Source organism: Taibaiella chishuiensis, assembly GCF_003014535.1.
GTDB classification, from domain to species: Bacteria; Bacteroidota; Bacteroidia; order Chitinophagales; family Chitinophagaceae; genus Taibaiella; species Taibaiella chishuiensis.
The window spans coordinates 145,261-164,989 of the sequence record NZ_PYGD01000008.1; the positions used below are offsets into that span (position 1 = coordinate 145,261).

Here is a 19,729-nt window from a genome sequence, read left to right on the forward strand (position 1 = left end):
CTAGGTCCCGCATCAAAAGGTATATAGAAAGTTATTTCAACTGCATGGCCGCCTCTAATACCTCATCTCCGGGCGTGGCAGGATCGTCTGCTACGGTGATATCGGGCATCACGGGTAATGTACTCCGGGCATCGCCATTGGCACGTATAAATTGTTTGGTAGCCGTAGTGAATCCCAGTTTCGTATTCGGTAATTCGAGTTGAATAATTTCGCCATAATCGTTGGCAGGTTCGCCGGTGGGCTGCCCCATCAGGGTAGCCAGGTGATAATCCCCGATGGCATTGGCCAGCATATTGGCGCTGGAAAAGGTATGGGTACCGATCAGCACGACGACCTTTCCGGTAAAGCGCAGCGGCTGCGCCCCTGGCGCTTTGGGCGTATCCGTGCCCATGGTAATGACGGTACCATTTTTCTGATTAAAATAAAAACCGTCTTCCTGATCGCTATTGCCCTCCTGCCTTGCCTTCAGCACATCCTTATACGTTTGGCTCACTTTCCATTTTACGCCACCCGCTATCCGGAAAGGCTTACCGGTCAAATACCCCAGCAGGATTTCACCCAATTCAGAATTACCACCACCGTTTTTGCGGATGTCCACGATCAACTTGCGAACCGGCTGCTGCTGCAATCGTGTAAATACACTATCCAGGAAAAGCCGGAACGAGTCAGGTGACTGTGTCAGGGTATTGAGTTCGAGGTATGCATTGGCTGTATCGAGAAAGCGGAAAGCCTGGTTTGGCCTTGGACTGGCTACCGGTATATTTCCAGCCTTTTCTTTCCTCCGCGCCCTGTACGTTTCAAAAGACAGTCCGTTCACCGTGGTTTCGTGCTGTATACCGTCCCGGAGGTAAACGATATGGAAGGGGCTGCGCACCTGGTACACATAGAGGTAGCCGATCATCTCCCGGCATACATCCAATGCACGCCAGGACTGGAGTCCTCCCTGGTGCGCGCTTAACTTATCGACCAGTTGCGGCGCAGGGATGTGATTGATGCTGGCAATAAGGTCTCCCGGTAACAGCTGCCCTTCGACAGACACATCAGCGCCTGCTACGAAGTATTTGCCATCAAACGATTGCAGCGTTATAGGGAAAATAGCGCCCGGTGCCGCCTTTATCTGCGCCACCGCAGCAGCAGGAAAATCGAGATAGCTATGGCCTTCGTTCAATACACCAAGGAGCGGGCCCAACTGCAACCAGGCCTCCTGCAGCGTCATCCCGTCTCGGAGCGCGGCTATCGTCTTCCGCTTCAACCGTTCATAGTCCTTAGGGCTTACATTATGATACATATCGGGATGCACTTCCGAAAGATAGGCGGTTAGCGTGTTGACGTCGGTTATGAGTTCCTGCTTGCTGTAGTGTTTTTCGGATTCGACGGTATCCGTGCCTGCGGCATATGATATACAAAAGCAGGAAACCAGCAAACAGAGCAACAGGCATTTCAAAAGTACTGCCGGCATAGGGCGTAAAACAGGAACAGGCATCAGGATAAAACAAGGTTTATAATAAAAGGCGACTATTTTTATGTTGAAGACAACCAAGCGCTATCGTTTCGCAGATACCGCCCTGGTATTCGCGGGTCAATATAGGAATTTTCCACGAGCTAACGCCGCTTTTACCTAAGGCTACCCGCCTGCTGCAATCCTGGTTTCGTCTACAAAAAACAGGCAGCTATGCGCTGCCTGTTTTAGGGAATACATATTTAACCTGCAATACTCAGGGTACAATACTGGTAAAAAGATAGGTTATAAATATCGTAAGCAACACGATGCCGTAAAGGATATTCGTCTTGCCCGTTACCAGCGACAGCATCACGATAAATACCGACAACATCAATAATACTGCAGAAGCGGTACTGATACCCAGCACGACAGTAGTATTGCTAAACAGGGAGAACACCGCTACGGCCGGGATAGTAAGGCCGGTACTGGCCAGGGCCGAGCCAAGCGCCAGGTTCATACTGGTTTGCAGCCGGTTTTTCCTGGCTGCCTGTATCGCTGCAATACCTTCCGGCAGGAGTATGATCATAGCGATGATCACACCCACCAGCGATTGGGGAGCGCCTATCCGCTGTACGCCCGCTTCTATGGTCGGCGATAAAGATTTAGCCAGCAATACGACAGCACCCAGGCAGGCGAGCAACACGACCAGGCTGAGCAGGGCGGTCTTGTTGGAGGGCGGGTCGGCATGATCGCTTTCATTGCTTTCAGTATCGGGTAAAAAATAATCGCGGTGACGGATTGATTGTACAAAAACAAAAGCGAGATAGATAATGACGCATATAATCGCGATAAAGATCAGCTGTACACTATTGTATTCCGGGCCGTTGACGCTCACGGTATAATTGGGCAATACCAGGGTCAGTATCAATATCGAAATCAGGGCCACAAGGGCCGATGTTGCGGAATGTTTGGTAATTTCCTGTTCGTGGTACTTCAGCGCACCCAGCAGGATGCTGAGCCCGATAATCCCGGTCAACAGGATCATATTCGCTGCAAAAATAGTATCCCTGGCCAGGGTTTGGGTTTGCGGTCCGCCGGAAGACATGAGCGAGACGATCAGCGATAACTCTATAATAGTGACTGCAAGGGCCAGGATCAGCGTCCCGAAAGGTTCGCCTACGCGGTGCGCAATGATCTCTGCGAGATGAACCGAAGCCATGACCGAAGTAATCAGCGCCAGGGATAAAAACAGTACGATAAACCAGGCAGTATTAGCGGGAAGCAGCGCAATAGCCAGCCAGCTTATAGCCGGTGTAAGGAGCAACCAGAGCGGGATAGGAAACTTCAGCTTCATAGGTATACATGCTTTTTAAAGAACAAAAAATAAAGAGTCGACGGATTGATGGCGATGGCCTTAGGATTATAAACGCTGCAAATTACCCCCTCTGTAAAACGCCATACCGGCAATAAAGTTGTCCTGCGCTACGTTACCCGCAATATCTTAATTTACTTTAACCTCTCCCCCAGCCTATATACCCATATGCCACCGCAGACAAGATCATACAGGATCGCTTCAACATAAACATCCTTTGAGCAACCTGAAAGCAACATAAATGTAGTATTTTTACATTTATCACTTACCTTATTATCCAAACCTATTCATGAAAAGAATTTACTTAGCATGGCTACCTGTCTTATTCGGTATCCTGCTCTTATCCCAGGGCACTTTTGCCCAGGTTAACTGGGCACCCGTAACCGAACCCGTAGACGGTAAATGGTCGGCCATCACTTATGCCAACGGCCAGTTTGTAGCCGTAGGCTCAAGCGGCGATACCCTGAAAGCCGCCATGACCAGCCCCGACGGCTTCAACTGGACCGTACACCCCTTACCCGGCGAAGCGTATATGGAAGCCTGGACCTCTATAACGTATGGCAATGGTTTGTTTGTTGCAGTATCCACATCGGGCAGCAGCAAACAGGTAATGACCAGCCCGGACGGCGTCAACTGGACCTTACGCAATACACCCGTAACCAATAACTGGAATTGTGTAACCTTTGCCAATGGCATCTTTGTCGCTGTATCGCCCTACGGACTGCCGCCTACACAGGTAATGACCAGCACCGATGGTATTACCTGGACTGCGCGCAGCTCTGCTGCCGCCTACTACTGGACCGCAGTAACCTATGGCAACGGTTTGTTCGTAGCCGTTTCGGCTTCTGCCGTAGGCAGCAAGGTAATGACCAGCCCCGACGCTATCAACTGGACCATGGCTAATGCCAGCAATCCATCCAACTGGAACTCCGTAGCCTATGGCAGCGGCACCTTTGTAGCCGTTGCTTCCGGCAATATTATGCGCAGTACCGATGGCATCAACTGGACCCAGTACAATTTCCCTTATAACAGCTGGAGAAATATTACGTACAGCAACGGCCGGTTTATGGCCGTGGCATCATATGGCAACCCGGACGACCGGTCAATCAGCAGTACCGACGGCATCAACTGGACCCAGCACACGACACCGGCCGACCGGCAATGGTATGGCACGGCCTATGGCAACCATACTTATGTAGGCGTGGCCTACCAGGGCGCAGGGGCTAAACTTATGGTATCTACCTGCAACTCGTTTGTTACGGACAGTGTCGTTGCCTGCGACTCGTTCCGCTGGATCAATAATGTATTGTATACGGCAAGCAATGATACGGCGAAGGTACATATGGTCAGCGCACAGGGTTGCGATTCGGCCATCAGCCTGAAGCTCACCATCATCACGCGGGGCAATACCATCGTGACCCTGCAGGACACCTTAAAGTCGGCACGGGACGCGGATACCTACCAGTGGGTCGATTGCGCCAACGGCAATAGCCTTATACCGGGTGCTACCACCAAAACCTTTGCCCCCGGCCAGGCCGGGCAGTATGCCTTAATTACCGGCACCCGGGGTTGCGCCGATACTACGTCTTGTGTAAGCTTTACGTCAACACCAAGTTCACTGCCTGCCAACCCCAACGCGTTTAGTACGCTCCGGGTATCGCCGCAACCGGCCAAAGACCTGTTGCATATAACAGGTCTGCCGGCAAACAGTGCGATTACCCTTTGGAATAGTATCGGCGGGATGCAAGCCCGTATTAAAGTTACCGGCAATAGCCTGAGCCTGCCCGTTGGCAGTTGGCAGGCGGGTATCTATATCTTACGGGCCGAGTATAACGGCGCAGGCATCACTAAAAAGATCGTGATCGTTAAATAGATTCCCTGCAAAAAATGATTTCCTTATAAGGCACGTGGCCGCCGGCACATTGCTGCCACTATAACGGGAAAAACGGCCTGAAACCGGCGCTATTAAAACATTTGGACGACCCTTTTTATTTTCCCTCGTTTACGACCCTGCAGCAAAAAAGATAAGGAAAAGCCCTTCCGGTTTTCGGGAACGGGTATACAACACCTCCTGCAGCTCCGGGCGAAGTACTTCCCTGCAGCTAAAGATTAAAACAGCGGATAGCAGGCAGGATGCGGCATGCAGGAGCCGAACAGCAGTAAAGCAATACCGGTATAATACAATAGCGGAGTATCTTATTAAATCTTTATACAACGCAGGTCGGAATATCAAAGTTGCCTGTAAGCAAAAGCCTTCCCGGAATCAACCGGGAAGGCTTTTTTAGTAACACTTCGTTTTACTGTTTATTGATCTTGAAATGCTGGCGGTGTACCTCGTCCTGGTAACGGAACAGGTAGTGACCGGGTGCAAGGTCGGTAACCGGGATCGTTACTTCAGGCGTACTCATGATCACCTCCCGCAGCAACCTGCCGGAGATATCCATAATACTCACCCTGGCAGTGCCGCTAACCTTTCCGTAAGCACGCAGGGTTACGGCATTCACGGCCGGGTTAGGATATGCGGCAACGACAAAACTGCCTTGTTTCACGAAGGCGCTTACCACCTTACTGTACGCAGGTTGTCCATCGGCGCCTTTCATGCTTAAACGATAGTAATTGATGCCGGAGGCCGGGTGTTCATCGATAAACACATAGTCGCCGCCATTGATCGAACGTGCTTTCAGGCTGCCGATCGCCGTAAACGAACGGCTGTCCAGGCTGCGTTCCACGTCAAAATAATCGCCTGCACTTTCTGCGGCCGTAGTCCAGCGCACCTCGTTCTGATCACCGGTATTACGGGCACTGATGTCTTTCAGGCGGACAGACAAGGGTATGGTCTGTTCTTTAGTTGTGATAAAGAAACCGCTAAACCCGGTAACCGGGAAGGAGAGCACCCAGTAATTGCCATTCCAGGTAGTTGTGACCTGCGCATTGGCGATCACCTCCTTCTGGGCCGCGTTATACTGGCCACCCGGACCGCTGGTACCGGATGATGCCGCACCATGGAACTGCAGGATATTGATGTTCGCCTTGCCTGCAGTATCGGCAGGACCGGTAGGTAAAGCGGTCCAGTTGGAGATAATCGTGCCGAGGTAAGTATTATAGGCGTTGAATTCTGCCTGGGTTGCGTAAAGCTTAACCGTGGCCGCGCCATCGCTTGCAGGCTGCAGCTCATAATGGCGCTGCAGGTAGGGTTGCCCCAGGAAGTTTTGTACCGCGCCGTCGATCGTTACAGCTGCATTCACCGTACCCAGTACGTTACCGGATACCGCGTCGGAAATATTGGCGATCGGGTGGCAGTTTGCATCCGTATAGTTGAAGTCAAGTCCGTCCACGTGCATATTGCTTGCCGTAGCAGCCGCTACAGGCAGGCTATTGCTCATGGAGTTTACCGTAACGGTACTGTTTGCAGAAGTATCGTTACAACCGTTATTACCTATGGCTATAACGCTGTACACACCGGCATCGCCGGCAACACCACCCGGTTTAATATATACAGCCGAAGTAGCTGTAGTGATATTAGCGCCGTTTTTCCGCCACTGGAAAGCCGTGGCATCAGTGGCCACAACGTTGAGTACAACGGGATTGGTCGTACATACCGACTGGCTGACAACCGGTTCTGTAGTAATATTGGCATAGGGGTGTACCGTAACGGTAGTATTGCCGCCCGGGGCTGCCGAACAACCTGCTTTGCTTTTCACGCTTACCAGGTTATATTGAAAGCTGCCCGCAGCCGTAGTCGGCGCCTGCAGGGTTACACTGGAGGGGGCCACTACCGGCCAGGAGGTCGTATAACCATTGTTCTGGTTCTGGTAGGCATTGATGGCCGTAGAAGTATAGGTTACACCAGCGGCATTGTTGAGGATCAGTTGCAGGCTGGCCGCACGTTCCCAGCAACAGTCCTGCCTGTTTACCAGCTCTACCCGGTCCAGCAGGTAAGCAGCACCCAGGTCAAGCTGTACATATTCATTACTGCTCGGGTTTTGCGAATGCCAGTAGGTTGCAGGATTGTTGTCGGTGAGATTGGTGATCGGGAAACCGCTACTGGTACCGCTGGCGATCCCCCCTTTGCCGAGCGCGACATTGGCGCCGGTACCGGATTCTATGGCCCTGATCTCTGCCAGGTGCAGGTAATTGCCGGCCGCGGTGCCGTTTTGTTTTACACGGATATAACGGATCGCTGCAGCAGCAGGCGTGCTGATGGTTTGATTGGCGCCGTTATTGACATTGTAGGTAAACGTATAGGGCGTTGCACTACCCGACCCGGTAAAGGTAATCACCGGGGAGCTGGCATTGGCACAAACAACAGCGCCACCGCCGATCGTTGCAGCAGGGACAGCATCTGTAATTGCCCACACGGTATCGCTGGTAGGACCACTGCAACCCGCGCGGCTTACTTTTACTACATAAGCCTGGGTACCCAATTCAGCGGTAGCCGTTTGTTTTTCCAGGAAGGATGCCGCAGGTACTGCAGCGGTACCCGACCAGGTATAGGTGTAATAGCTCTGTTGCTGTGTACTGGCGGGTGCATTCCACGAAGCCTTTGCAGGCACGCCTTTATCATCAGCGAGCGAACCGTTGTCGAAGGAATAACGCGCTACAAGTGTTTTACCGGGAACAGCCGCATCCGCTTTATTTTTCACCGACATGATCTCTGCCTGCGACAGCGGGGCATTCCAGATACGCACGTTATCCAGGCTGCCTGCGAAGGTGCCATAACCGCCGGAACCGATACTCGGGTACACATTGGCCATCGTACTGGTAAGTCCTGTAGCTACGAGCGCCCCGTTAAGATAAAGGGCCGGTTGTTTGTTGGTATATACGACAGCCACATGGGTAAAATCGGTTGAGGAGACAGCACCGTTGTACGCCAGCAAGGCCGGGAGATAACTGTTGCCGTGTTCGCAGACATTGATACCATTGGTACCCACCGAAACACCGGCGCCACCGTTGACACCGCTCTGGAAGGGCATAATGGCATACTGCTGTCCGCTGATGCCCGCCGTGCCGCCTGTACTTTGTGTCATTGCGGCAAGCGTAGCTGCGGGCTTCACCCAGAACTCCATCGTAAAGTTATTAGACACGGAGGTAATATTAGCAAAGCCGGCATTGTTACCGGTATTGCTACCGTTAAAGACGGCTACATCCTTGTAAGGCGCCAGGCCCGTAGCATAAAGGTCGATAGCGCTACCCAGGCAGGGATCCGCCTGTGTATCGGCCGCGATAGCGGTATAGGTTGGCGTTACGGTAACCGTTACGGGTACCCGCGGTGTGGTACTGCAGGTTACGCCATAACTGATATATACAACACCCACATCATTCCAGGAACCTTGTGTATGGGTTACATTACTACAAAGCATAGGATTGGTATAACTACTGCCACCGCCGCCGTCGCCGGAAGCAGTGCCACCGCCACCGCCATACCAGCCGCCGCCACCCGAGCCACCGGTATGCTGGGAACTATAGGCCCCAGAACGGCCACCCTGGCCGAATACACCGTCAAGACCCGCATTAGTGCTTGTGGTAACGCCATTCATGATACCGCCGGTACCGCCGGCAAATTGCGTAGCGCCGGTACCGTAAGAGGCGCCTGATCCCACATTCATCATACCACCATCCTGACCCGTCAGGCCGCCGCCATTTCCTACGTTCGCACTCAGGTTGACCGTACCGGCATTACGGCCGGCGCCGCCACCACCGCCGGCTACCAATACCCGGTCTGTGAGACTGGTACCACCGATGCGTATATCGGTAGCATCGCCGCCCCTGGCGCCGATATAGGTCCCCGAAGTAATAGCCCGGGGGCCGCCGCCATTAAAGCTTTCCTTACCGCCCACATAAATATTGAGCACCTGTCCCGGTGTTACATTCAGGGTCGCCTGCACGCGGCCGCCTTTACTGTTATAAGGCTTGGTGGCAGGCAGTGTTTCGCCGGCAGATCCGTAGGCATCCACGTTGATACTGGTTACGCCCGGCGGTACAGTCCAGGTCTGTACGGCGCCGGTATAATTGAAGGTATAACTGATTTGTGCAGGCACACCTTCTGCATAATAAGTAGTGGTCACAGCCGGTGTTACCGGCAGGGAAGTATCCGAAGTAGTTGTGCCTACCAGGGCACCTGCGGTTGGCGCGTCATACCACCTGATCGCTCCCAGGTAGGTAGCTTTCAACCGGCTGGTTGCACCCTGGCAAATAGCGGCAGGCATAGCAGTAACCCCGGCAACCTGTGTCGTAACCACGCTTACTTTTACCTCCTTACGCGGGCCGCCGCTACCGGATACCCAGTACGACCGGTCTGCGGTAAGATTACCGGTATTATAACCTGCATTGGAAGACAACAGGGCGCCGCCGCTTGCAGCATCATACCAGGCAAAGGGGCCAGTACCTGTGGCCGTCAGCGTAGTAGCGCTACCGCTGCAAACCGTTGTATTACCGGTTACGGCAGCAAGCTTACCCAGGGTAATAACCTGGGTAGCCGTGGAATTACAACCAAAACCATCGGTAGCAGTGACGGTATACGTGGTGGTCTGTGTAGGCACTACGTATACCGAAGTACCGGATAAGGCGCCGGCACTACCATTGTTAGGCGACCAGGCAAAGGTGGCCGGTAAGCTAGCGCTGCAGGTCAGGTTGACTACTGTTCCTTCAGGCACGGTCATATTGCTACCCGGCACAAGCCCTACCTGGGGCCTGGCGGTAACGATTACCGTATCCGTAGTGGTACAGCCCGAACCGGTACCCGAAACCACGTAGGTCGTCGTTACGTTTGGCGATACATTGACCGATGCGCCGTTGAGGTTACCCGGGTTCCAAACATAGGTGGCTGCGCCGGATGCGGTTAAGGTAGTGGTATAACCCGGACAGGTCGTTACATCCGCAGAAGCTACCGTTTTATTAAAGGTTACCATCCTGGTGGCGTTAGCCGAACATCCGTTGGCGGTGCCGGTCACCGTGTATTGGGTATTCACGGTAGGGCTCACGGAAACGGTAGCGCCGGTGGTATTGCCGGGCGTCCAGAGATAAGTGCCGGCACCCGATGCCGTCAGTGTAATACTGCTGCCCGCACATACCGATGCGGTAACCGGTGTAATGGATACCGTTGGCGTCTGGTTTACGGTAACGGTTACATCTACACGCGGACCGGTTAGTCCGCCTACAGTCTGTTCTGCATACCAGTGGTACACACCCGCTGTATTTTGCACGTCGATCGTATAACCTGCAGCCGAGCTTTTGAGGTTACCTCCCGTGGGTGCATCCCACCACCGGAACGTAGCGCCCGACTGCCCCGTAGCGGTAAGCGTTGTCGCGTTGCCGGTGCAAATGGTTGTTGTGCCGGTATAACCCGGCGCCGGTGGCTGCGCATAAAGCGGCCCGGCTACCAGGCAATAAGCCAGCAGCAAGAAGTAAAAAATCTTTTTCATTGCATGAATTTGTTGGTTGCGAAAGCAACAAAATTACAACTACTTTAACAACAAAAACAAAAAGTTAAAATCATAACGAAATGAAAACCAGTGGCAGTAGATATAAACATAACACCCGGGACGAATGTCCCGGGTGTTATGTACCCCAAATAAGCGTGCAAATCGATTTTATGGAGATCGACCTACCTGAAAGCTTGCCCAACCCTGCATTTTTTATACCTGGTCGCGCAGTTGGCGCGGCAACTTCCTGTTGCTTTTTTACAGCTTCCAAAATTTACTGCAGGCTACCGAATCAATGTAATATCACCCTTGCGGCTGATTGCAGACCCCTCGAGGCAGGACGCTTTGATCTGGTAAAAATAGGTGCCGGTCTCCATCGGGTTACCGTTTTGCGTACCATCCCACTTATCGGTGGCTTTAAAACACTGGAATACTTTCTCGCCCCAACGGTTATAGATAAACAGGTGGTAATTATAAAAATTGCCGGTACTCTCCGGGCCGAATCCGTCATTCAGCCCGTCGCCGTTGGGACTAAAGGCGTTGGGCACAAAAATTTCGCAACAGGCGCTGGCCGCCACAATCGTCTTTACCGTATCCCGGCAGTCATTTTCCGAAGTACCCACCAGCATGATCTCATTGCTCAGCCGCGGCAGGTACAACTTTTGCAGCGCTTCTGCCCCTCCGTACAGGCCATTGGTATACCATTGATACCGCCTGGCCCCGCGGCCTTCTACCCTAAGCGTATCGCCGATGCATAAAGGCGCATCCGGTTGCAGGTCCTGCTCCAGGTCCTGGGCCGGCAAGGTTACCAAGTCGAGGGTCACAATAGAGTCGCAACCATTGGCGGCTATAAACGTATCGCGGTATAAGCCGGGATCACTGATCCGTTTACCTTTGAACTCCACGTAATCATTGCGGCAGATTACTTTTGTAAACCCGCTCTGGGCGGGTGGCAACAACTGGATCTCGATGGTATCCACACGAGCATTACAGGGTGTCTGGTAGCGCACCCAATACCGTCCGCTGCTTGCCACATTCCGCGCCGGCGTTGTAAAACCATCGTTCCAGGTATAGCCCGTACCGGTGGTATCTGTAGCCGCTAAACGAAAAGCAGTACCACATTCGCGCAGCTTACGGCTGTCGAAAAAGGTATCGATACCCGCCACGGCTATGGCATTGGGCAAACCGATACGCATACCGGTGCCTGCTAACAGCGCCAGGGTGTTGGCCGCAGGCATACAGGCCAGCCCGGCCTGGTTGGGCTGTTGGATGGCGGAAAGGGCCGTGGTGGCAAACAGGGAAGTACTGAATACACTGCCCCCGCAATAGATCTTACCGTCCGGGGCCAGCTTCAAATGCCCCGAACCGGGCATCACGTACGTCTTGGAATTGATGATGCCCGTAAGGGTTCCGGCCGACAGGTCGAATTGCTGGATACCGGCGCCATACTGTGCAAAGTACAGCTTCGTATTGTCCGGCGAGAAACATACACCGTAACCGGCGCCCGCCGGGTTAAGCTGCCGTTCGTTGGAAAGCACGCCGGTAGCGCGGTTGAAGTCGAACAAGGCAAGTCCCGCATACGTAAGCGAAAAGACGGTTTCCTCCTCGCGCGTAATCGCAATTTTATTATGATCGGGCGAACCCACTATGGCGCCGGCAATAGCAGGCGTATTAAAGGAGGAAAGGTTAGCAAGTGTAGTTACCGGCGATATTACCGGGGTCGTGCTAAGACCCGCAGCCGTTATCTCATAGGCCTTTACCGTCATATTTTGTGCAACGGTAAGCAGCCATACATTTTTGCAGCTACCCGGCACGGCAGTCATGCGCTCGGTCAGTACCGAATCGAAAGGGATGGCTTTCTGACCCGTTACCACATCGCCAAAACCGCTATTCAGGTTCATATCCACGATACTATAGTAGAGTTTACCAAAATGGTTTACGGTATCGTGCTCAAAGGAAGTGAGCGAAAAAATATAATACCGCGAATTGCTGCCCGGCATGGGTACGATCACAGCACCCTGCGCGGTACTCGATGTAGGCGTAAAACCAGTTAAGGCACTGTTCGGGTTGGGTACCAGGTTATTGCCGTTGGGCATCAGGTTGTGCTGCCGGTCCAGCACCCGTGTGCCATCAGTATAGAACAGCAGGTTGCCGTTCGGGTTACATACCGACGCACTGGCTTCGCCAAAGGTGTTGACGCCAAAACCGAGTTGCGATGCAAAGGGCTGGGGTGTACCGCTGTTGAAATCGACAGCCGCATTTTTACTACCGAACACCCATACATTTTCATATTGTCCATAGGAAACATGGACGAAGCATAATAATCCCAACAGGAGTAATATGCCCTTGGTTATGCTTATATAGAAGGTTGACCTCATGTGCTTGCGGTGGGGTTAATTTATTGTTTTACTATTTTCCTCCTGCTGGCTTTATCGCCTTCGGTAACTTCGACCAGGTACACCCCGGCAGCATAAGCGCCGATATCCAGGTAGAAATTGCTGCCGCTCTGGCCGCGTTGCTCCTGCAATACCTGCCCGATCACATTGCTTAACCGTATGGTAGCCTGTCGCAGCGGGTGTTGGGTAAGGATATGAATACCCGCACTGGCCGGGTTGGGATAGAACTGCAGGCGGTTGACCGCATCCAGGTCGGCAATACCGGTGCCCACATCTACTGTTATACAATCAGAGGTATCGCGGCAGTCGTTTTTAGTAATGACTGCGGCATAACTGCCGGTTGCCGTTACCGTATAGGTCTGGCTATTGGCCCCGGCAATTACGGAGCGGTCTGCACAGTTGATCCATTGGTAGGCATCGGCATTATTAACGGTAAGCACGCTACCCGTTTTGATGACTGTTGCCACCGGCGGCGGATTTACCGTCAGGTTGAGGGTAACCAGGCTATCGCAGCCCTGTACATTGGTAAGGGTTACGGGGAAGGTACCGCTGGACGGGTAAGTAGTGCCATTAAAGACATAAGGGCCACAGCTGTTCCTATCGAGCTGGCTGCTGCTGGATTGACCCTTGATAGTAACATCATAGACCTTGTTGCTGTCGCAACCGTTGAAGCTGAAGTAATGCTGCGTATATACCCCGGTAGTATGATAGGTAACGCCGTTAAAGGTTACGGAATCGCAATAAGCACCGGTGATCACGGGGTTGACCGTACTGTGGTTGATCGTCAGGTTAAGTGTTACAATGCTGTCGCAGCCGAATACGCTGTTAAGGGTATCGACATAAACACCGCTGGTGGTATAGGTAACATTATGGAACGAAAAGCTGTCGCAATGGGTCTGGGTAAGCGTGGAATAACTCGGACAGCCATCGGCAAGTTTCATGATAAAGGTACTGCCCCCGATCGCGGCCTCTACGTTGACATTTCCGGGGCCCGGGTCAAAATCTACCGTTCCGCTGAAGTAACCGGCCACATAGACCTGTCCTGCGGTATTCCGGCTTATGGTTCTGCCCCCGCAGTTACTGGCCGCCGATATGGGTATGCCGCCCATCCTGCCTGCCCAGAGGTAATTGCCGGCTGCGTTGTACTTGGCCACAAAAATATCTTTATAGCTCGTTGCCGTAAGGTTGGCCGTACCGGCGCCAGGATCGAAATCGACGGTACCGTTAAAGTTCCCGGTAAAATACACATCGCCGCCTGCACCCAGGACTACCGCATTGGCATTGGCGCCGTTGGCAGCACCGGCAGGGCCGGCTTGTTTGGCCCAGACGTAAGCGCCGCTGGTATCGTATTTGGCTACGTAAGCGTCGCCGAGCCCCGAATTACTGGTCAGGTTGGCCGTACCCGTACCCGGATCGAAATCGACCGTACCGGCAAAGGAGCCCACGGTATACAGGTGTCCTGCAGCATCTGCTATCAAGTCGGAAGGCGCGTCGTAACCCGTACCGCCTATGCCTTTGGCCCAGATATAAGCGCCGGTAGCACTGTATTTGGCTAAAAAGATATCGGTTGCGCCACCGGCAACCAGGTTGGCCGTACCCGGACCGGGGTCGAAGTCGGCAGTAAGCATATACCTGCCGGCGACATAAACATTACCGGCAGCATCGGTGGTTACCTTCTGCCCGTCGTCGCTGCTCGAGCCGCCTACCGCTTTGCCCCAGATGAAATTCCCGTTATTGTCATATTTGGCCAGCACCACATCGGTACTGCCCGCAGAGACTACGCTGTTTGCAGTCGCCGTCGCGCCAAAGTAGGCCGTATCTACGAAGCTACCGGTCACATATACATTCCCCGTATTGTCGAGGGTTATACTTTGCCCGTAATCCCAGTCCGATCCGCCTATATTGCGGGCCCACACATAGTTGCCGGCGCCGTCATATTTAGCGATAAAGATATCGGAAGCTCCGTTGCTTACCAGGTTAGCCGTACCGGCGCCGGGATCAAAATCGACCGTGGCGGCGAATATACCGGTGATATAAGCATTGCCTGCATTATCTAAAGCGATGGCATAAGCCTGGTCGTTATAACTGGCAGCGCCTATTTTTTTAGCCCAGAGATAATTACCGTTGTTGTCATACTTGGCCAGGAACATGTCGATCCCGTTGGCAGTAAGGTTTGCCGTGCCCGGCCCCGGGTCGAAATCGGTGGTGCCCATAAAGTAACCGGCCGTATAGACATTACCGGCGCCATCTACCGTTGCGGTACCACTGCCGATAAGATCGGTACTGCCAATACCCTTGGCCCAGTTGAGCGAAATGTTTTGCGCCCTGCCGGCAAAAGCGGGCAACAGGAGGCAGGATAAAAATAAAAGGCTCCGGCAGCAGGAGCGGAAAGTTTTTACGCAATACAAAGTGTTGATTTGTTTCATTAAACGTCATTTTGTGTTTTAAAAGATAGCTGTTGTATGGACTTCAACAAAAGCATGCCGGCATTATTGATGCCCGTAACATAAGCACAGCAACCCTTTCAGCCTGCCGGTACTTTACAGCAAACACAAACTTATAGTCAATCGGTCAATCCGTATAGGGTAGTTTTTACCCATTTTTAAAATATTACACTCCGCTTACAATCCGGGGAAAAACCCTGGCGGATATTGTTTAATATTGTGGCAGACCGACTACCTGTGCCGAGATACCTGTTGTCCATATTGCTTGCCTGCTACTGCCTTCAGCCCCTGCTGGCGCAGGTGCCGGCGTACGATGGAGCCCGGCAGCGCCGCCCGCTCAGCCCTGCAGACTCTACGGCCATAAACCTGCTGATCAGCAGGGGCACAGCCATGGTGAATGAACATACCGACAGTGCCATGATCTTGTTGAACATGGCCGAAACCCAAAGCCGCAGCCTGGGTTACAGCGATGGCATTGCCCTTGCCCTGATGGGACGGTCCAGCTGTTTCGCCGTCAGGAACGAAACCGTTACCGCCGACCAGTTGCTGGATAAAGCTTACCCCTATTGTATACATTCCCAACAAAAAGATAAGCTGCTCGTAAAATGGTACCGTACCCGCTTTATCAGTTATAAATACAGCGGCCGTACCGACTCGGCCATGGCCACGGTAAGCAAGGTTATTCCTATTGTAGAGCGGTTGCAGGACAGCGTTTATATCATTAATTCCTACAACCACATCGGTTCGATACTGATCGATAACCGGGATTATAAAAATGCCTATACCTATATCCGGAAGGCGCTGCTTTTAAATACGCCTTTAAACAGCGACAAGCTGGTATCTTATCTCAACCTGGGGTATATCTACGCGCAACGCAGCGACCTGGACAGCATGTACCGCGTGGCTTTGCTCGCTTACGAAGGCGCCCGCAAACTACAGACCCCGCGGTATGAGCGCTCCGCCTGCCTTTTACTCAATAAGTACTTCCTGGATAAAGGCCAGGACCGGAAAGCGGATGAGTATGCCCGGCGCGCCATCGCACTGATCGACGGCAATGCCGCCGACAACCGGCTGTATGTGTACCGGGTATTATGCATGAATTATAAAAATTATAAAAAGTATACACAGGCGCTGGCCTACGGCAACCAGGCGCTGGCTTACCTGCAGCCGCGGCCGGCATTAAGGGCCGATATCAACCACCTGTACCTGCTGCTGGCTGAAGTATACCATGCCTCGGGCAACCAGGGCAAGGCCTACGATATGCTGATGAAGTACAACCAGCTTTCCGACAGCCTGAATGTGCAGGAGCATGACAAAACCACCGGTTACCTGGAAAAGCAATTCCGCCTGGCTGAAAAAGAAAAAGAGATCGCGTTAAAGGAGAACCAGTTACTGGTAGCAACAGGTAAAGTAAAAAACCGCAATATCTGGATCGCCATCGTATCCGTAAGCATCCTGGTAGTTGCCGGTATCTTCACGGGATTGTACCGGAGCTCGCGCAGGAAGATCCATATGCTGCGGCAGCAACGGGAAATAGAAAGCCTGCGGGCCATGATGGAGGGCGAAGAAAGAGAACGGAACCGTATTGCGATCGAGCTGCACGATAATATCGGGGGCATGCTTTCGGTAGCGGCCTATAGCCTGGAATCGCTTAAGGACGGGCATTACAGCCCCTCCGAGCAGGAACTGTTCCGAAAGGTAGACGATATCATCGGCAGTGTACGCAAGGAGGTACGCCGTACTGCGCATACCCTCATGCCCGACGTGCTGTTGCGCCATAGCCTGCCCGAAGCCATCCGGCAATATTGCCAGTTTATAGAAGCCGATACCGGGCTGATCATCGATATACAACAACAGGGTAATTTCGAACAACTGGACCAGCATATCCAGCTGGCCCTTTACCGTATTGCGCAGGAACTGATACAGAACATCCTGAAACATGCCGGGGCCGGCCATGTCATGGTGCAGGTGCACCTCGGCAAAGACCTGGTGAGTCTTACGGTAGAGGACGACGGTGTAGGCTTTAACCGGGACGGCCCCACAACAGGCCGCGGCCTGCAGCACATAGAACGAAGGCTGCTGGCCATTAACGGTAAAATAGCGATTGATTCGGAAGCAGGCAAAGGCAGCTCCATCTATATCGAGATCGGCGCCTCCTGATCATCCGCACCGGCAACCGTTCAGCGTTCTTTTTTATTCCCTGTTACCCCTTAAACATAACCGCCATGCAGATAAAAGTAGCCATTGTAGACGACCATAGCCTGATTGCCGAGGGCGTAAGCAATATGCTTCGTTACAATGCAGAAATGGAGATCGTGGCCGCCTACCAGGACGGCAAGGCGCTATTGGACAGCCTGCCGGAACGCATGCCGGACGTGGTATTGCTGGATATCAACATGCCGGGTATACCCGGCGACGAATTGGCCGCCCTGCTTAAAAGACAATACCCCGCGATAAAGATCATTGCGCTGACCAGCTTCGACAATATTTTCTATATTAAAAATATGCTGCAGCAGAAGATCGACGGCTACCTGTTAAAATATGTGTCCCGCGATACTTTAATGGAAGCGATCCGCATCGTATACGAAGGTGGCACCTACCTGGATGAAACCGTAAGCAGGCAGATAAAACGCGACGAAGAGATCACGAAACGCCAGAAAGAAGCTGGCACCCTGCTTACGAAAAGAGAGAAAGAGATCCTGCAACTGATTGCCGAAGGACATACCAGCAGCGAAATTGCGGAGAAACTCTTTCTCAGTAAAAGAACGGTGGAGCATCACCGCGAAAGCGTACTGGCCAAGCTGGGCTGTAAAAAAATATCCCTGCTGATTATCAAAGCTAAAGAGCTGGGTTTACTGTATTAGGTGCCTGGCCTCATCGCTGGGCGAACAATTCCTGCGGCCGGCTGTTGTTATCCGCCGGGGTTTCCGTACCGGGGTTGTATGCCCTACTCTACCCCTTTAAACCCTACCAGCCACCATGGGACAAAGAAGTTTTTTATACCTGAACAATACACAACGGGAGGTCTTTCTTTTCGAAAGCAATAACAGCTTGCCCTTCTTCTGGCTGCTGCTTACCGACCCGGCAACCCTGGAGTACAGGATACAGGGCTGGCAGGCGTTTCAACAGTTTGCGCAGGATCATGATGAAGCAGAAACAGATGCTTACCTGCAGCAGCATACCAATAGTATGGTTCTGAGCCCGGCCATGTTTACGCAAAATGCAGCACGAGGCAGGGCTTTCCTGCACCGGCATTTTCCGCATGCCCTCCCGCTCTTCGACGCCTTCGCAGACAGTATTACAACCCGGTTGGCTACAGGCGATCATATCGAAATAGATATTACCCAGTTTTCCGCTTTTTACGATACTACTGACGCCTTTTATGAGGCATTGCGTGCCGAAGTCGCCGCCATCGCCGCCGATAAGCCGGTCGCACTGCAATTTATGATGCCCGACGACCTGGTTGGCGGTGGTTCAGGTTTTGAAGGTAGCGACAATAAAGCGTTTGCCGCGCTACCCGGTTATCGCGATGCCTTACAGCGAAGAACGGCACCGGTACAGGCCCCGGTATATAAATCCCATAAAAAATCGCGGATCGTTTATATAATCCTGCTGCTGTTGTGTCCCTTCTTTTCTTTCCTGGTTTATAAAATGTACCTGAAAGAAGGGCTAAGCGTCCAGGTGATACTGACGGCATTACTGAATATTGGCTTTTACCTGTTTAGCGCCTGGTCGCTTATCGCCGATATAAAGGCTGCCAGCAGGGCACGTAAATGACCGGCACCTCATTTACCCGGAAACAATCGCCGCATCCGCTCCTGCCCGACCAGGCGCGCGACAATATAGTCTGCGCTCCATGCGTTATACAAGTAACCAAACCTCCCGGAACTTGTATCACCGCACAACACCCTACCCAGTAAGGGGCAGGGGCATCGCCTTAGCGCTCTTCCTATTACTACTACACGCATCCGCCCGGGGCCAGACCTACCTGGGTGGTTATGTCTTTTTATCAGGCGATGATACGCCTTTGTCCGGCGCATCGGTCCGGAATATGACCAATGGCAGGTCTACGCTGGCCACACCCGCAGGTATTTATTTAATCGAAGCGGAGCCCGGCGATGTCATCGTCTTTTCCTTTACCGGCATGACCGCCGACACCATGAAAGTCCGGGAGTCTTTACTGAAAACAGGTTATGATGTGGGGTTACAAACAGGCGATCACACGTTAAAAACCGTTACCGTGATCAGCAGTTACCAGCTGGATTCGCTGCGGCGGCAAAAAGAGTATGGTGTTTATTTTAAAAAAGGGCGTGGCCTGGCCAATAAACTGGGCCCGGAAAATGCGTTCGGGCTTACGTTCAGCCCGGTCAGCTTTTTTTCGAGGAAAGCCCGCAACCAGCGGCGGTTCCGGAAACGGTTGATCAGGGATGAAAGAGAGGCCTATATCGATTACGTATTTTCCCCCGGCTGGGTCAGCAAACAGACCGGCTTAAAAGATGACTCCCTGCAACAGTTTATGTACCGCTACCGGCCATCTTACCAGACGGCCAGGACACTGGACCGGCCTGCCATGATCGCTTATATCAACAACCGCTATAAAGCATTTATGCATAAGCCGGAGTAATGCGGATAAGCGCTGCGCTCCGGCAGTGCTT

10 protein-coding genes are annotated in these 19,729 nt (G+C 52.7%); 5 read left to right on the plus strand and 5 right to left on the minus strand.

Going from position 1 to position 19,729, the window contains the following annotated elements; genetic code table 11:
- Nucleotides 1–31: 31 nt before the first annotated feature.
- Entirely contained in the window at nucleotides 32–1,459 is a 1,428-nt protein-coding gene (locus B0I18_RS18705; protein ID WP_181358522.1) for a S41 family peptidase, read from the minus strand.
- A 256-nt stretch (nucleotides 1,460–1,715) separates the two neighbouring features.
- A complete protein-coding gene (locus tag B0I18_RS18710; RefSeq protein ID WP_106524274.1) occupies nucleotides 1,716–2,795 on the minus strand; it encodes a calcium:cation antiporter in 1,080 nt (359 codons plus the stop codon).
- Between the two features lie 307 nt (nucleotides 2,796–3,102).
- On the opposite strand from B0I18_RS18710, the gene B0I18_RS18715 reads away from it, so the two are divergent.
- Nucleotides 3,103–4,686, plus strand: coding sequence for a T9SS type A sorting domain-containing protein (locus tag B0I18_RS18715; RefSeq protein ID WP_106524275.1), 1,584 nt, complete (start codon nucleotides 3,103–3,105; stop codon nucleotides 4,684–4,686).
- Nucleotides 4,687–5,110: 424 nt separating this feature from the next.
- On the opposite strand, the gene B0I18_RS18720 is transcribed toward B0I18_RS18715, so the two are convergent.
- The 3 genes from B0I18_RS18720 to B0I18_RS18730 all read right to left on the minus strand — a co-directional run bounded on the left by B0I18_RS18720 (nucleotide 5,111) and on the right by B0I18_RS18730 (nucleotide 15,056).
- The gene (locus B0I18_RS18720; protein ID WP_106524276.1) at nucleotides 5,111–10,234 is read right to left on the minus strand and encodes an Ig-like domain-containing protein; all 5,124 of its coding nucleotides are present in this window, start codon (nucleotides 10,232–10,234) and stop codon (nucleotides 5,111–5,113) included.
- A 284-nt stretch (nucleotides 10,235–10,518) separates the two neighbouring features.
- Nucleotides 10,519–12,612, minus strand: coding sequence for a T9SS type B sorting domain-containing protein (locus tag B0I18_RS18725; protein ID WP_106524277.1), 2,094 nt, complete (start codon nucleotides 12,610–12,612; stop codon nucleotides 10,519–10,521).
- Between the two features lie 20 nt (nucleotides 12,613–12,632).
- The gene (locus B0I18_RS18730) at nucleotides 12,633–15,056 is read right to left on the minus strand and encodes an SBBP repeat-containing protein (protein WP_106524278.1); all 2,424 of its coding nucleotides are present in this window, start codon (nucleotides 15,054–15,056) and stop codon (nucleotides 12,633–12,635) included.
- A gap of 237 nt (nucleotides 15,057–15,293) precedes the next feature.
- Between B0I18_RS18730 and B0I18_RS18735 the strand changes: the two genes are divergently transcribed.
- The 4 genes from B0I18_RS18735 to B0I18_RS18750 all read left to right on the plus strand — a co-directional run bounded on the left by B0I18_RS18735 (nucleotide 15,294) and on the right by B0I18_RS18750 (nucleotide 19,698).
- Complete coding sequence (locus B0I18_RS18735) at nucleotides 15,294–17,234, plus strand: tetratricopeptide repeat-containing sensor histidine kinase (protein WP_146146808.1); 1,941 nt, start codon at nucleotides 15,294–15,296, stop codon at nucleotides 17,232–17,234.
- Between the two features lie 65 nt (nucleotides 17,235–17,299).
- Nucleotides 17,300–17,938: a response regulator gene (locus tag B0I18_RS18740; protein ID WP_106524280.1), complete on the plus strand. Its 639-nt coding sequence runs from the start codon at nucleotides 17,300–17,302 to the stop codon at nucleotides 17,936–17,938.
- Between the two features lie 115 nt (nucleotides 17,939–18,053).
- Complete coding sequence (locus B0I18_RS18745; protein ID WP_106524281.1) at nucleotides 18,054–18,851, plus strand: hypothetical protein; 798 nt, start codon at nucleotides 18,054–18,056, stop codon at nucleotides 18,849–18,851.
- 112 nt (nucleotides 18,852–18,963) lie between these two features.
- Complete coding sequence (locus tag B0I18_RS18750; protein WP_245882117.1) at nucleotides 18,964–19,698, plus strand: hypothetical protein; 735 nt, start codon at nucleotides 18,964–18,966, stop codon at nucleotides 19,696–19,698.
- Nucleotides 19,699–19,729: the final 31 nt, after the last annotated feature.

Bases quoted from the DNA above. Each gene is read 5' to 3' on its own strand.
- B0I18_RS18740 (WP_106524280.1), top strand. From the start codon at position 17,300: ATGCAGATAAAAGTAGCCATTGTAGACGACCATAGCCTGATTGCCGAG.
- B0I18_RS18710 (WP_106524274.1), bottom strand. From the start codon at position 2,795: ATGAAGCTGAAGTTTCCTATCCCGCTCTGGTTGCTCCTTACACCGGCT.
- B0I18_RS18730 (WP_106524278.1), bottom strand. From the start codon at position 15,056: ATGAAACAAATCAACACTTTGTATTGCGTAAAAACTTTCCGCTCCTGC.
- B0I18_RS18745 (WP_106524281.1), top strand. From the start codon at position 18,054: ATGGGACAAAGAAGTTTTTTATACCTGAACAATACACAACGGGAGGTC.
- B0I18_RS18725 (WP_106524277.1), bottom strand. From the start codon at position 12,612: ATGAGGTCAACCTTCTATATAAGCATAACCAAGGGCATATTACTCCTG.
- B0I18_RS18715 (WP_106524275.1), top strand. From the start codon at position 3,103: ATGAAAAGAATTTACTTAGCATGGCTACCTGTCTTATTCGGTATCCTG.
- B0I18_RS18705 (WP_181358522.1), bottom strand. From the start codon at position 1,459: ATGCCGGCAGTACTTTTGAAATGCCTGTTGCTCTGTTTGCTGGTTTCC.
- B0I18_RS18720 (WP_106524276.1), bottom strand. From the start codon at position 10,234: ATGAAAAAGATTTTTTACTTCTTGCTGCTGGCTTATTGCCTGGTAGCC.